Annotated in this window: 14 protein-coding genes and 1 rRNA gene; 10 read left to right on the top strand and 5 right to left on the bottom strand. The window is 66.6% G+C overall.

Features of this window, described 5'->3' with window-relative positions; translation table 11 throughout:
- The first annotated feature begins 28 nt into the window (after positions 1-28).
- The 9 genes from glnL to PA01_11125 all read left to right on the top strand — a co-directional run bounded on the left by glnL (position 29) and on the right by PA01_11125 (position 8,165).
- A complete protein-coding gene (gene glnL / locus PA01_11165; GenBank protein KON82074.1) occupies positions 29-1,096 on the top strand; it encodes a nitrogen regulation protein NR(II) in 1,068 nt (355 codons plus the stop codon).
- A 42-nt stretch (positions 1,097-1,138) separates the two neighbouring features.
- On the top strand, positions 1,139-2,566 hold the full coding sequence (gene ntrC, locus PA01_11160) for a nitrogen regulation protein NR(I) (GenBank protein ID KON82073.1): 1,428 nt from the start codon (positions 1,139-1,141) through the stop codon (positions 2,564-2,566).
- 103 nt (positions 2,567-2,669) lie between these two features.
- Complete coding sequence (locus tag PA01_11155; GenBank protein KON82072.1) at positions 2,670-3,479, top strand: biotin--[acetyl-CoA-carboxylase] ligase; 810 nt, start codon at positions 2,670-2,672, stop codon at positions 3,477-3,479.
- A complete protein-coding gene (locus PA01_11150) occupies positions 3,476-4,204 on the top strand; it encodes a type III pantothenate kinase (GenBank protein KON82071.1) in 729 nt (242 codons plus the stop codon). Before PA01_11155 ends, PA01_11150 begins: the two co-directional genes overlap by 4 nt.
- Positions 4,205-4,259: 55 nt before the next feature.
- Positions 4,260-5,627, top strand: a complete 1,368-nt coding sequence (locus tag PA01_11145) for a TrpB-like pyridoxal phosphate-dependent enzyme (protein KON82070.1) — start codon at positions 4,260-4,262, stop codon at positions 5,625-5,627.
- Between the two features lie 365 nt (positions 5,628-5,992).
- A complete protein-coding gene (locus tag PA01_11140; GenBank protein KAI5913104.1) occupies positions 5,993-6,463 on the top strand; it encodes an SPOR domain-containing protein in 471 nt (156 codons plus the stop codon).
- Positions 6,460-7,077 carry a dephospho-CoA kinase gene (gene coaE, locus PA01_11135; protein ID KON82069.2) on the top strand — a complete coding sequence of 206 codons (618 nt, stop codon included), beginning with the start codon at positions 6,460-6,462 and terminating at the stop codon, positions 7,075-7,077. Before PA01_11140 ends, coaE begins: the two co-directional genes overlap by 4 nt.
- A gap of 120 nt (positions 7,078-7,197) precedes the next feature.
- The gene (gene zapD, locus PA01_11130; protein ID KON82068.1) at positions 7,198-7,953 is read left to right on the top strand and encodes a cell division protein ZapD; all 756 of its coding nucleotides are present in this window, start codon (positions 7,198-7,200) and stop codon (positions 7,951-7,953) included.
- A 14-nt stretch (positions 7,954-7,967) separates the two neighbouring features.
- Complete coding sequence (locus tag PA01_11125) at positions 7,968-8,165, top strand: DNA gyrase inhibitor YacG (GenBank protein ID KON82067.1); 198 nt, start codon at positions 7,968-7,970, stop codon at positions 8,163-8,165.
- Here PA01_11125 and PA01_11120 read toward each other — a convergent pair.
- Both PA01_11120 and PA01_11115 read right to left on the bottom strand, forming a co-directional pair.
- A complete protein-coding gene (locus PA01_11120) occupies positions 8,156-9,097 on the bottom strand; it encodes a Nudix family hydrolase (protein KON82066.1) in 942 nt (313 codons plus the stop codon). The two genes, PA01_11125 and PA01_11120, sit on opposite strands and share 10 nt — an antisense overlap.
- A 12-nt stretch (positions 9,098-9,109) precedes the next feature.
- Complete coding sequence (locus PA01_11115; protein ID KON82065.1) at positions 9,110-9,970, bottom strand: ATP-binding protein; 861 nt, start codon at positions 9,968-9,970, stop codon at positions 9,110-9,112.
- Positions 9,971-10,147: 177 nt separating this feature from the next.
- On the opposite strand from PA01_11115, the gene PA01_11110 reads away from it, so the two are divergent.
- Complete coding sequence (locus PA01_11110) at positions 10,148-11,404, top strand: murein transglycosylase A (GenBank protein KON82457.2); 1,257 nt, start codon at positions 10,148-10,150, stop codon at positions 11,402-11,404.
- 56 nt (positions 11,405-11,460) lie between these two features.
- Here PA01_11110 and PA01_11105 read toward each other — a convergent pair whose 3' ends face one another.
- The 3 genes from PA01_11105 to rrf form a co-directional block, all read right to left on the bottom strand.
- On the bottom strand, positions 11,461-12,186 hold the full coding sequence (locus PA01_11105) for a DsbC family protein (protein ID KON82456.2): 726 nt from the start codon (positions 12,184-12,186) through the stop codon (positions 11,461-11,463).
- A gap of 15 nt (positions 12,187-12,201) precedes the next feature.
- The gene (locus PA01_11100) at positions 12,202-13,365 is read right to left on the bottom strand and encodes a UbiH/UbiF family hydroxylase (protein KON82064.1); all 1,164 of its coding nucleotides are present in this window, start codon (positions 13,363-13,365) and stop codon (positions 12,202-12,204) included.
- Positions 13,366-13,584: 219 nt separating this feature from the next.
- Positions 13,585-13,697 (bottom strand): 5S ribosomal RNA (gene rrf / locus PA01_11095).
- Positions 13,698-13,774 lie beyond the last annotated feature (77 nt).

The following is a 13,774-nucleotide window of genomic DNA, read 5'->3' as shown; positions in this document are numbered from 1 at the left end:
AGACCTCCTCGGACTCCCCAGGACGCTTATGCCCGACCACCCTCGCCCTTCGAACCCCGGCCCGTTCGCCGGCCTCGATCTGCTGTCTTCGGCAATCGTCCTCGTCGACGCCGAGCTTGTCATCCGCTACCTTAACGCAGGCGCCGAGAACCTCTTCGAGGTCAGCCAGCGGCGCCTGCTCGGACAGCCGTTATCGGCGCTGCTCGGTGAACCGCCCGGACTGACCGCGGCGCTGCACAACGCCCTGCACAAGAACTGGAGCTACACCGGTCAGAACCTGAAGATCGCCCGGGCCGACGCCGAGCCGCTCCACCTCGACTGCACCGTCAGCCCGGCCGAAGCCGTCGGCATTCGCCTGCTGCTCGAATTCCGGCCGATCGACGCTCAGCTGCGCGTCGCCCGCGAAGAGCAGTTGCTGCAGCAGCAACAGGCGAGCCGCGAGCTGATCCGCAACCTCGCGCACGAGATCAAGAATCCGCTCGGCGGCATCCGCGGCTCGGCGCAGCTGCTCGAGCGCGAGCTGGCCGACCCGCAGCTGCGCGAATACACCGAAGTCATCATCGCCGAGGCCGACCGGCTGCAGGATCTGATGAACCGTCTGCTGACGTCGCACTGCATGATGCGCCCCGGGCAGCTCAACATTCACGACGTGCTCGAACGCGTGCGGCGCCTGATTCTCGCCGAATTTCCCGAACTCGCGGTGCGGCGCGACTACGATACCAGCCTGCCGGAGTTCACCGCCGACCGCGAACAGCTGATCCAGGCGATTCTCAATATCGTGCGGAACGCCGCGCAGGCGATGGAAGGCCGCGGGGAAATCCGCCTGCGCACCCGAGTCGCCCGGCAGGTCACGCTGGCGAAGCGGCGTTTCAAACTGGCACTGGAATTGCAAGTGATCGACAACGGCCCCGGCATTCCGGAGGAGATCCGCGACAAGATCTTCTATCCGCTGGTTTCGGGGCGGGAAGGCGGGAGCGGATTGGGCCTGTCGCTGGCCCAGAGCTTCATTGAGCAGCACCAGGGGATGATCGAAGTCGACAGCCGTCGCGGGCGCACCTGCTTCACCATCCTGCTGCCGATTACCGACCGCGCGTGAGGCTTACGATCAGCGCGGTCGCACCAAAAAAGTGCATAACTGATGAACACCGTCTGGATCGTCGATGATGACCGCTCCATCCGCTGGGTGATCGAAAAAGCCCTCAGCCGCGAAAACATTTCCTACCGCAGCTTTGCGTCGGCGAGCGAAGCGCTGACGGCGCTCGAAACGTCGCCGCAGCCGCCGAAAGTGCTGATTTCCGACATCCGCATGCCCGGCGAATCGGGCCTCGGCCTGCTGCAGCGCGTGAAAACCCTGCACCCGCACGTACCGGTCATCATCATGACCGCTTATTCCGACCTCGAAAGCGCGGTCTCGGCGTTCCAAGGTGGAGCGTTCGAATATCTGCCCAAGCCGTTCGACGTCGACCAGGCGGTGGCCCTCGTGCAGCGTGCGATCGCCCAGAACGCGCACCAGCAGGGCGCACAGGAGGAGGCGACCGTCGCGCCCGAGATTCTCGGCCAGGCACCTTCGATGCAGGAAGTGTTTCGCGCGATCGGCCGCCTCGCCCAGTCGCATGCGACAGTGCTGATCAACGGCGAATCGGGCACGGGCAAGGAACTGGTCGCGCGCGCGCTGCATCGCCACAGCCCCCGCCGCGACGCCCCGTTCATCGCGATCAACACTGCGGCGATCCCGCGCGATCTGCTCGAATCGGAACTTTTCGGCCATGAACGCGGCGCCTTCACCGGTGCGGCCACGCAACGCCGCGGGCGTTTCGAACAGGCCGACGGCGGCACGCTGTTCCTCGACGAGATCGGTGACATGCCCGCCGAACTGCAGACCCGCCTGCTGCGGGTGCTGTCGGACAACCATTTCTACCGCGTCGGCGGCCACCAGCCGGTCCGCGCGAACGTGCGCGTCATCGCCGCGACCCACCAGCACCTCGAAGACCGCGTGCGACAGGGGCTGTTCCGCGAGGACCTGTTCCACCGCCTCAACGTGATCCGCCTGCGCCTGCCACCGATGCGCGAGCGCCGCGAAGACATCCCCATCCTGGTGCGTCATTTCCTGCAGAAGAGCGCGCAGGATCTCGGCGTCGAGCCCAAGCGCATTTCCGAACCGGCACTGAAATACCTGCAGGCCCTGCCTTTCCCGGGCAACGTCCGGCAGCTCGAGAACCTGTGCCACTGGCTGACGGTGATGGCGCCGGGACAGACGATCGAAGTTGCCGACCTGCCGCCCGAAATGCGCGACCGCCCCGATCGCGAGATGCCCGTCGCGTGGGTCGACGGACTCGCCGTCGAGGCGGACCGCATGATCGCCACCGCGCCCGGCGAGGTGTTCGACCGGCTGACACGCGAATTCGAACGCACGCTGATCCGCCGCGCGCTGACGGCCACCGGCGGGCGGCGCATCGAGGCAGCGCTGCTGCTCGGCATTGGCCGGAACACGATCACGCGCAAGATCCAGGAGCTCGGCCTCGAGGAGCACCGGCATCCGCCGGCGAGCGAAGACGCCTCCAGCTAACGCGCGGGACCGAAGAACTGCCGGGCGACTGCGCACCGCGCTCGTGCGCGGCCGCCCAATATCGGATAATGCCGGCTTTCACCCACGACACGGGAAAACCGGCTTGACTGCCCCAACCATCGAACAGCCCTTTACTGCCGCAGCGATCGCCGCGCCGCTCGGAACGCTCGCGAGCGCGTTCGACGTGCGGCTGCTGGCCGAATGCGCCTCGACGAACAGCGAACTCATCGATGCGCCCCCCGCGGACGACGGCCGAATCGCCGTCGTCGTCGCGGATCGCCAGACGGCCGGCCGCGGTCGGCGCGGGCGGCTGTGGCAATCTTGGCCCGGCGGCAGCCTGACTTTTTCGGCGCTGTGGCGCTTTCGGCCGGGCGCCCCGGTACCGGCCGGACTGTCGCTGGTGGCCGGTCTTGCCGTCGTCCGGGCGCTCGAGAAGCTCGGCGTCGAGGGGCTGCAGCTGAAGTGGCCGAACGACGTGCTGGTGCATGGCGACAAGCTCGCCGGGATTCTCGTCGAACTGCTGCCGGGCCGCGCCCGCACCGTGGCAGCGGTGGTCGGAATCGGCCTGAACCTGCGCCTGCCGGCCGGCGCATCGATCCCCGACCAACCCGGTGTCACCGACCTTGCCGCGCACGTTGCCGAGCTGCCGGATCGCAGCGCGCTGCTCGCTTCCCTGCTCGCCGAGCTGCACGCGCTGTTCGAGACTTACGCCGCAGCGGGTTTTCCGGCGCTGCGCGGGGCGTGGCAGCAACGCAACGCGTTCGCCGACCTGCCGGTGCGCGTCACTGGCGAGGGCCGCGAACTCGACGGCATCTGCGCGGGCGTCGACGAAGACGGCGCACTGCTGATCCGCGGCGACGACGGGCTGGTGCGCATCCTCTCAGGCGAGGTATCACTGAGAGTCCGACAGTGATCCTGCTGATCGACGCGGGCAACACCCGCATCAAGTGGGGCGTGATCCGCGGAGAGGCCTGGATCGGCGAAGGCGCCCTCGCGCACGCCGAAGTCGCGGCGCTCGGCGACGTCGCGACGGCCCACCCCGAGGTGCGCCGCATCGTCGGCACGAACGTCGCCGGCCCCGCCATGGCCGCCGCAATCACTGCCGCATTGCGCGGAGTCGGTAGCGCGCCGCAGTGGATCCACGCGTCGGCGCAACGCTGCGGCGTGCGCAACCGTTACGACGACCCCGCCCGGCTCGGCGCCGACCGGTGGGTCGCGCTGATCGGCGCCCGCGCGCTGCATGGCGCGGCCTGTCTCGTCGTCAATGCCGGCACGGCGACGACCGTCGACATCCTCACCGCGTCGGGCGACTTCGACGGCGGGATCATCCTGCCGGGGGAAGACCTGATGCGTCGCGCGCTCGCCGGCAACACTGCCCAGCTGCCGTTTGCCGAAGGTCGCTACGTCGGCGCGCCGCGCAATACCGCCGATGCGATCGTTTCCGGCTGCCGCACCGCGCAGGTCGGAGCGATCGAACGCATGTTCCGCCACGTCGCGCACCTGCCCGGCGCCCGCTGTCTGCTCAGCGGAGGCGCCGCAGCGCGGCTCGAAGAACTCCTTGGCATCCCTTTTTCGCGCGTCGACAATCTCGTCCTGAAAGGGCTCGCAGTCGTCGCGCGCGAGGACGCAGCGGCATGAACGTCGCTCGCAGCAATCCGATATTCCCTTCTGTGCATTCAACGGAGCAGACAACGTGACCGAACCGACCCGCATCCTGCTGGAAGAAAACGAGATCCCGACGCACTGGTACAACGTCGTCGCGGACATGCCGCACGCGCCTGCGCCCTCGCTCGGCGCGGACGGCAAGCCGGTCAGCCCGGAGCAGATGATGGCGATTTTCCCGACGCAGATCCTCGAGCAGGAGATGAGCGCCGAGCGCTGGATTCCGATCCCCGACGAAGTGCGCGAGACGTACAGGATCTGGCGCCCGAGCCCGCTGATGCGGGCGGTGCGGCTCGAACGCGCACTCGGTACTCCGGCGAAAATCTTCTTCAAGAACGAAGGCGTCTCGCCAGCCGGTTCGCACAAGCCGAATTCGGCAGTGCCGCAGGCCTTTTACAACCGCCAGGCCGGGATCAAGCGCCTGACGACCGAAACCGGCGCGGGCCAGTGGGGTTCGTCGATCGCCTTTGCCGGGCAGATGTTCGGCCTCGAAGTGCGTGTCTACATGGTGAAAGTCAGCTATCACCAGAAACCGTACCGCCGGCTGATGATGCAGACGTGGGGCGCCGAAGTGTTCGCCAGCCCGTCCGAGCTCACGCAGACCGGGCGCGACGCGCTCGCAAAGGATCCGGACAACCAGGGCTCGCTCGGCCTCGCGATCTCGGAAGCGGTCGAGGAAGCCGCCGGGCGCAGCGACACGAACTACACGCTCGGCTCGGTGCTCAACCACGTGCTGCTGCACCAGAGCATCATCGGCCTCGAAGCGAAGAAGCAGTTCGACAAGATCGGCCTCTATCCCGACGTCGTCCTCGGTCCCTGCGGCGGCGGCTCGAGCTTCGGCGGCATCGCATTCCCGTTTCTCGCCGACAAGGCGGCCGGCGACAAGCGCGCGCAGAACCTGCGCTGCGTCGCGGTCGAGCCGAATTCCTGCCCGACGCTGACGAAAGGGGAATATGCCTACGACTTCGGCGACGCATCCGGCTTCACGCCGATGATGAAGATGTACACGCTGGGCCACGATTTCATGCCCCCGGGCATTCACGCCGGCGGCTTGCGCTACCACGGCGACTCGCCACTGGTGTCGCAGCTCTACCACGAAGGGCTGCTCGAAGCCGTCGCCGTGCCCCAGCTCGCGACTTTCGAAGCCGGCGTGCTGTTCGCGCGCACCGAAGGCATCATTCCCGCGCCGGAGTCGTGCCACGCGATTCGCGCCGCGATCGACGAAGCGATCAAGTGCAAGGAAACCGGCGAACCCAAGACGATCCTGTTCAACCTGACGGGCCACGGTCACTTCGACATGAGTTCCTATGACCGCTATTTCTCTGGCCAACTCGAAAACTACGACTACCCGGCCGAAGCAGTCGCAGCGTCGTTGGCGCACCTGCCGAAATTCGGCTGAACAGGGCGGCGAGCGATGACTTCGCGGGCACTCCGGTAAGCTTGCAGCGATGCCCGCAATGCGCCTGATTTTCGTCGTCCTGATCCTGTTGAACCTGCTCGCCTTCGCGTCGACGCGAGGCTGGCTCGGGGCCGCGGTGCCCGACGGCGAACCCGAGCGGCTCAGCAACCAGCTCAATCCCGGCCGCATCATCCTGCACCCGCTACAGCCGGCGAGCGAGCGCGCACCGGCAGGGGGCGGGCCGAAGCCGAGCCGGCGGCCCGGCACCGGCCCGGCACCGGCCCGGCACCGGCCCCGCACCGGCCGCCGAACTCCCGCCCACCCCCGCTCCAGCCGCCCGCCAGCCCGAGGCTGCGTCGGTAGCGGTGGAAACGCCCGTCGAAACCCTGGCGTGCGTCGCCTATCGCGGGCTCGGAGCAAGCCAGGCCGGTGCGCTCACGGCGGAGGCCCAAGCGGTCGCCGGGCTGCAAATCGAGCGCGTCCCAACCAGTGCTCCGAGCACATGGTGGGTGCGCATCCCTCCCGAAAGCGGCCGTGACGGCGCCGAACGCAAGGTGGCCGAGCTGCGGGAGCTCGGCATCCGCGATTACTTCATCGTCCACGAGACGGGCCCGAACCAGTTCGCAGTTTCGCTGGGCATTTTCAAGAGCGAAGCCAAAGCGCAGCAACATCTCGCCTTTCTTCGCACCAAGCGGGTGCGGGGCGCAGCGGTGACGCCCCGCAACCCCGCCGTTTACCGTATCGAGATACGCGGCCCGTCGGCCGCACTCGCGACTTTCGACAAATCCCGCGGCGCCGCCCAGGCGGGTGCCGCCAAGACCGGATGCACTCCATGAATTCCCATCACTTCCTGGTCGGCCTGACCGGGGGCATTGGCAGCGGCAAGAGCGCAGCCGCGGATCGTCTCGCCGAACTCGGCGCGGCGGTGATCGACACCGACCTGATCGCCCACGCGCTCACCGCACCCGGCGGCGCCGCGATCGAACCGATCCGCGCGGCATTCGGCGCTGCCGTCATCAGCGCCGATGGCGCGCTCGATCGCAAAGCGATGCGCGATCTCGCGTTCAGCGATCCCGAGGTGCGCCGGCAACTCGAAGCGATCATCCATCCGGCGATCCGCGCCGAGAGCGATCGCCAGATTCGCGAGGCACGCGGCCCGTACGCCGTCCTCGTCGTGCCGCTGCTGATCGAATCGAACTCGTACCGCGAACGATACGACCGCATCTGCGTCGTCGATTGCCCGGTCGAGGTGCAGATCGCACGCGTCATGACCCGCAGCCATTTGCCCGAAGAGCAGGTTCGCGCGATCATCGCCGTCCAGTCGAGCCGTGAAGAAAAGCTCGCCGCGGCGGACGACGTGATCGACAACAGCGGCGACCGCGCATCGCTTTATGCGCAGGTCGACCGCCTGCACGCCCGGTATCTCGCCGCCGCGCGCGCGCCACGCTGAGTTCCGGACCGCTGCCTCTTGCACCCGTCGCTAAAGAATCCAGCCGGACGGCCGGGCTTCGGGCGCTGTGCTATCATGCGGCGCTCCAGCCAGGACGCCCTGGCTTTGCGGGCACAGCCGGTGATCAGCTACGAATATCCTCTGAACGAGCGTATCCGGACGCTACTGCGCCTCGAGGACTTGTATGCCAAGATCGCCCACTTCCTCGACGGCGGCGCGCCGCAGGACCACCACGTCGCGCTGCTGACGCTGTTCGAGGTGCTCGAGGTCGCCGGGCGTGCCGACCTGAAAGTGGACCTGGTGCAGGAACTGGAGCGCCAGCGTCAGATCCTGATCTCCTTTCGCCACAATCCGGAGATCTCGGAGCAGGCGCTGTCGGGGGCGCTGTACGAGATCGAGCAGGCATCGTCGTCGCTGCTCGCGATGGCGGGAAAAATCGGGCAGTACCTGCGCGAAAACGAGTGGCTGATGGCGATCCGCAGCCGCGCGTCGATCCCCGGCGGTGTGTGCCAGTTCGACCTCCCGTCGTATCACTACTGGCTCAACCGCGACCCCGAGCAACGCCGCGGCGATCTGGAAGGGTGGCTGCGCCCGATGATCCCGATTCGCGAAGGCCTCACGATCGTGCTTCGTCTGCTGCGCGCCAGCGCCCAGCCTGAAAGGCAGCTCGCGCGCGGCGGCACGTACCAGCTGACGATGGGAGGGCGCGGCGCGCAGATGCTGCAGTTGCGCCTCGCGCCCGTGGAAGCGGTCGTGCCCGAGATCAGTGCCAACAAATACGCACTGAATGTCCGCTTCATGCTGTCCGAGACGGTGGTCCGCCCGCGGCGCGCCGAACGCGACATCCCGTTCGAAATCACCTTCTGCAGTCTCTGACTGCCCGGCGAAAAATGACCAAGGCGCGAATCGTCAGTTGCCCGCAATGCGGCGCGAAGACCAAGTGGTCGACCGACAATCCTTTTCGTCCGTTCTGCTCCGAGCGCTGCAAGCAGATCGATCTCGGCGCCTGGGCGTCGGAGAGCTATCGAGTGCCGGTATCGACCCAGCCCGATAACGAGGATCCGTCGGACCAGTCCCGTCAGGACTGAAGCCAGGTGCCCCGAATCGCTGCGATCCCGTGCGCCCCGGCGCTGCGGGCAGCCTCCATGTCGGCTGCGACGAGCCCGCCCAACGCGAGCACCGGAATCGGCAGGTCGCGGACCAGGTCGGCAAACGCGCGCCACCCCAGCGTCTCGCGCTCCGGGTGCGTGAGCGTCGGCCGCACTGCACCGAGCAACGCGTAATCCAGTTCCAGTTCGGCGGCCCGTTCGAGGTCGGCACGGCAATGGCACGACGCCCCGACCCACTCGAAAGCGGGCCGCGCCGTCGTCCTTCGAAGTTCGTGCGACGGAAGATGCACCCCGTCGGCGCCGAGTTCGTGCGCGAGTGCGGAGTCCTGATTGATCACGACGAGCGCGCCGTATTCCCGGGCGCGACGGACCACGGCAGCAGCAAACGACGCCAGTTCGGCGCGCGGCATGCCGGGCTCGCGCACCTGGATCAGCCGCAGGCCGCGCTCGAGCGCACCGTCGAGACCGGCAAGCTGCACGTCGGTGCCGATATCACCCGCCTGCGTGATCCCCATCCACCGCGGCAGGCGCAGCGCCTTCAGGATCGGACCGTTCGCCGGCAGCATCGGGCCGACGAACGGCCGCTCGGCATGTTCCCACGACAATGCGGTGTGCACGTGGTCGTTGATCTCGCCGTCCCAGTTCGTGACTTCGAAGAAATGCAGGCGCACGTGGGCGTGCTCGTACCGATGCTCGCGCGTGACCCACGGCCGGATCAACGTCACGCGGATCCCGAGTTCCTCGTCGAGCTCGCGCACCAGGGCCTGCTCTGCAGTCTCGCCGGCTTCGACTTTCCCGCCCGGGAATTCCCAGTAACCCGGATAGAACGTGTCAGGGGCGCGCTGCCCCAGCAGGAAACTCCCGTCGGCGCGCGTGATCACCCCCGCCGCCACCTCCACCCGCTTTTTCATCGATGAATCCCGCTATTCGAAGCGCCCGGCGTGATCGCGGGCGAACTGCCACGCCACACGGCCCGAACGCGAACCGCGCAGCAACGCCCACTGCAAGGCTTCCTGGCGCGCATTCGCGATCGCCTCGCGATCGAGGCCGAATTCCTCGAGCCAGTGCGCGACGATCGCCAGATACTCGTCCTGGCTGAACGGGTAGAACGAAATCCACAACCCGAAGCGCTCGGACAGCGAAATCTTCTCCTCGACCGCTTCGCCGGGATGCACTTCCCCATCGACATGCCGCGCCTGGAGGTTTTCGTCGTGGTATTCGGGCATCAGATGCCGCCGATTGGACGTCGCATAGATCAGCGCGTTGTCCGGCACTGCCGCAACCGAGCCGTCGAGCACGCTCTTCAGCGCCTTGTAGCCGGGTTCCGCCGCTTCGAACGACAGATCGTCGCAGAACAGGATGAATCGCTCCGGACGGCCCGCGACCAGTTCGACGATATCCGGAAGATCCATCAGGTCCTCCTTGTCGACTTCGATCAGCCGCAGCCCGCGGTCCGCGTACGCATTCAGCAACGCTTTCACCAGCGACGATTTGCCGGTGCCGCGCGCGCCGGTCAGAAGCACGTTGTTGGCGTGCCGCCCGTCGAGGAACTGGCGGGTGTTCTGGTCGATGCGGGCTTTCTGATCATCGACGTCGCACAAGTCGGCGAGGCGGATCCGGTGCGGGCGCGTGACCGAGTGCAGGCCGGGCCGACCATTTCGCCTGCGCCACAGGAACGCCGTCGCGGCCGACCAGTCCGGCGCGGGTGCCGGGCCCGGCAGCAACTGCCCGAGCCGGTCGATAAGCTCTTCGGCGCGCGCCAGCAGCTTGGCAACGTCATTCATCGCGATCCTCACCCGGCTGGTTACGGCGTTTCGGCCAGGTCGCCCAGACGATGATGAGCAACAGCGCCAGCGCAACGCCCGCTTCGAGAAAAATTACCCACATCCTGCCTCCTGCCCAAAGCGGGTTGTCGGCCCGGTATACTCGCCGGCTCGGCCGCAAGTCTACCTGATCCCTCCATGAAACGACGCGCCTCTCTTTTCCCGCTCCGTGCCCTGCTCGCCGTTGCGATGCTGGGTCTGCTTTCCGCCTGCGGCACGCGCCCGCCCTCGACGACGCCACCTTCCGAACCCGCCTCCGTGGTGCACCAGTGCCCCCCGGCCCAGGCATGTCCCGCCTGCCAGGCTTGTCCCGCTGCGTCCGCAGCGGTCCTGCCGCCGTCCGCGCCGGCCGAGCCTCTGCAGCGGATCGACTGGAGCGAACTCCCCGGCTGGGGCGAAGACGACCACGCCCGTGCATGGCCCGCGTTGCGCGAGTCCTGCAACGCAATCGCGCGGCAGCCGCGATGGCAGGCGACCTGCGAGGCAGTACGGGCGCTCGGCGACGCGCCCGCGGCCGCGTCGGTTCGTCGCTTCCTCGAAGCCCATCTCGAGCCGTGGGCGATCGTCAATCCCGACGGAACGACGCAGGGCCTCATCACCGGCTATTACGAGCCCCTGATCCGGGGCAGCCGTACGCGTTCCGAACGTTATCCCTGGCCGATCCACGGCGTTCCGCCCGACATGCTGACGGTGGACTTCGGTGACCTGTATCCGGACCTGAAGAATCTTCGCCTGCGCGGGCGAATTGTCGGCAACAAAGTCGTCCCGTACTGGACCCGTGCCGACATCGAGCGCATGCAGGATCGCGCACCCGCCCCGACTCTGCTCTGGGCAGCCGATCCGATCGACCTGTTTTTCCTGCAGGTACAAGGATCCGGACGGGTGGAACTGCCCGACGGGACGAAAGTGCGCATCGGCTACGCCGACCAGAACGGTCATCCGTACCAGTCGATCGGGCGCTGGCTCGTCGCGCAGGGTGAGTTGCCGATCGAGAAGGCCTCGATGGAGGGCATCAAGAACTGGGCGCGCGCCCACCCGCAACGCCTGTCGGAAATGCTCAACACCAACCCGAGCTACGTCTTCTTCCGCGAGCTGCCGGCCCGCGGCGGAGGACCGATCGGCGCGCTGGGGGTTCCGCTGACCGATGAGCGCAGTGTCGCCGTCGATCCGCGCACCGTTCCACTCGGCGCGCCGGTGTACCTTTCGACGACCTGGCCGCTATCGGACCGCCCGCTGCAGCGCCTGATGGTGGCCCAGGACACCGGCGGGGCGATCAAGGGAGCAGTGCGCGCGGATTTTTTCTGGGGATTCGGACCGGAGGCGGGAGTGCAGGCCGGTCGGATGCGCCAACAAGGCCAATTGTGGGTACTGCTCCCGCGAGGCTCGCAGCCTTGAACCGCCCGCGCCCCGGACGGCGCAGAATCCGCTCGCCCTTGTGCGGCGTTTTCCGCCTACTTCTTCCCTACTTCCAGCAGCGCCTGTTCCAGTTCCGCCGCCGGGAGATAGCCGCCGAGCCGCCGTCCGTCGGCGAGGAACATCGTCGGCGTTCCATTGATCCTGAGCTTCTGCCCGAGCGTGACGTTGCGCTCGACAACCGAACTGTCGCAGCTCGCCGCGGTAGGCACTTTCGCATTCAGGATCCAGTCGTTCCACGCCTTCGCCCGGTCCGGGGCGCACCAGATGTTGCGCGACTTCTCGGTCGAATCCGGGCTCAGGATCGGATACAGGAAGGTATAGACGGTGACGTCCTTCAGCTGCGCCAGTTCCTTGCCGAGACGCTTGCAGTACGCGCAATTCGGATCTTCGAACGAGACGATGACCCGCTTGCCGTTTCCCTTTACCTGCTTGATCGCCTGATCGAGCGGAAGCGTGGCGAAGTCGATCGCCGAAAGCTGCGCCATGCGTGCCTGAGTGACATCACGCCGCGTCCTGGTGTCGATCACCCTGCCGTCGATCAGGAAACTCATCTTTTCGTCCGTATAGACGATTTCCCCGCTCTTCAGCACGACTTCATAAAGCCCGCCGTACGGAATCCTGGCAACCGACTCGACGACCGGGGAACCGACGAATTCTTCCACGGCCTTGCGTACGCTCCCTTCGTCGGCGTGGGCAAGGCCCAGCGACGCCATGCCGACAAAAGCGGTCGCCAGGACCGGACGAAGTGCGCGTTGAAACATCGGTATCTCCAGAAATCAGAATCGTCCGCCGGCGGCATACCGCACCAGCGCGTGTCGTACGACCGGCAGCCGGTCGGTGAGGTTCATTCCCACGTTGCGTAGCACCGCAAGTACCGGGTTCGCTGTTCCGAACAGGCGATTCAACGCATGCGTTGTGTATTGAAGCAGAAACGGCTCTTCGGCCCGCTGACGTGCATAGGAGCGAAGGACGGAGACTTCCCCCGGGTCCCGCCACGGCGCCAGCCCGTTCAAGAGATTCGCGAGCTCGCGGGCGTCCTTGAATCCGAGATTGATACCGTGCCCCGAAAGAGGATGAATTGCATGGGCCGCGTCGCCGATGACAGCGATCCTCGGTTTGACGGTCGTATCGACCCGCATCAGGCGAAGCGGAAAACCGGCAGCGGGAGTTTCGAGCTCCAGGCATCCCAGTTCACGGCTCGCCGCATCGGCAACGCGTCGGCACAAGGACGCTGCGTCGAGTTCGAGCAGTTGCTGAGCATGTCCGGCACGAGCCGACCAGACCATCGACACCATTTTCCCGGGCAACGGCAGCAACGCGAGAATTCCGTCCGGCCGGAACCATTGGTACGCAATGTTACGGTGCCCGCGCTCGCAGCGGAAATTCGCGACGACACCGACCTCATCATACGGGGTGAACGCCGCTGCAATGCCGGCTTGCTGACGAACCCACGAATTGACGCCATCCGCGCCGACCAGGAGGCGTGCATGCGCGTGCCTGCCGTCGGAGAGTCCCACGGTAACAGAAGCGGCATCCTGGGAGAGACTGACGGGCGAGATGCCGCTGAGCAGCGTCACGTTGTGCTGCCGGCGCATCGTCTCCCACAACTCCCGGTGGAGGCGCCCCGACTCGACAATCCAGGCGAGTTCCCGCAGGCCGCTTTCATATGCGGAAAATTCGAGGCTGCCCCCTGCGTCGCCTCGAATCGACATCGTGTGCACCGGAGTGAGGCGGGAGGCATCGAGATGCTGCCAGGCTCCGATTTCCCGAAGGAAATCCGCGTTCTCCGGACTGACCGCGTAGATCCGTGGATCCCAGCCCGAAACATCCGTCGGAAGATGCGTCTCGACGACGGCGATCCGCAGACGGCTCGCGCGCAGGGCCACAGCCAGGCTCGCACCGGCAAGCCCTCCTCCGACAATGATCAGGTCGAAATCCATGAACCGCGGCTTTTCGGAAAGAACGTGATTCTGCCGTAACGCGCCGGGCAAGTCACGCCGGGCGCGGGGGTGGCGGGGAGCAGCACGCGGGTGCGTCCGGAAGGCAGGCGCAGCAGGAGGCGGCCGACCGCCGAGACGGCGGTGAGGGTTTCGGGCGGCAGGTGGACAGCAAAAAGCCGCTTTCCGGTTCGGGAAAGCGGCTTTTCGGGTGAAGAGTTAGTCTGACGATGACCTACTTTCGCACCCGCATGGGCACTATCATCGGCGCGGTCCTGTTTCACGGTCCTGTTCGGGATGGGAAGGGGTGGTACCAGGATGCTATGGTCGTCAGACTGTAAGGGGTAACAAAGCGGAGAAGCGAAGTGTGTGGGGGAGGTGTGAGGCGTTTTTTTCGGTGAGTCGTCACGCG

The organism is Azoarcus sp. PA01 (assembly GCA_001274695.2).
In the GTDB taxonomy this organism is placed as follows: domain Bacteria; phylum Pseudomonadota; class Gammaproteobacteria; order Burkholderiales; family Rhodocyclaceae; genus Aromatoleum.
This window is presented reverse-complemented; position numbering and strand designations above follow the sequence as displayed.

What these genes read in the sequence shown, in the direction of transcription:
- glnL (KON82074.1), top strand. Translation starts at nt 29, where the DNA reads ATGCCCGACCACCCTCGCCCTTCGAACCCCGGCCCGTTCGCCGGCCTC.
- ntrC (KON82073.1), top strand. Translation starts at nt 1,139, where the DNA reads ATGAACACCGTCTGGATCGTCGATGATGACCGCTCCATCCGCTGGGTG.
- coaE (KON82069.2), top strand. Translation starts at nt 6,460, where the DNA reads ATGAATTCCCATCACTTCCTGGTCGGCCTGACCGGGGGCATTGGCAGC.
- PA01_11125 (KON82067.1), top strand. Translation starts at nt 7,968, where the DNA reads ATGACCAAGGCGCGAATCGTCAGTTGCCCGCAATGCGGCGCGAAGACC.
- PA01_11120 (KON82066.1), bottom strand. Translation starts at nt 9,097, where the DNA reads ATGAAAAAGCGGGTGGAGGTGGCGGCGGGGGTGATCACGCGCGCCGAC.
- PA01_11115 (KON82065.1), bottom strand. Translation starts at nt 9,970, where the DNA reads ATGAATGACGTTGCCAAGCTGCTGGCGCGCGCCGAAGAGCTTATCGAC.
- PA01_11110 (KON82457.2), top strand. Translation starts at nt 10,148, where the DNA reads ATGAAACGACGCGCCTCTCTTTTCCCGCTCCGTGCCCTGCTCGCCGTT.
- PA01_11105 (KON82456.2), bottom strand. Translation starts at nt 12,186, where the DNA reads ATGTTTCAACGCGCACTTCGTCCGGTCCTGGCGACCGCTTTTGTCGGC.
- PA01_11100 (KON82064.1), bottom strand. Translation starts at nt 13,365, where the DNA reads ATGGATTTCGACCTGATCATTGTCGGAGGAGGGCTTGCCGGTGCGAGC.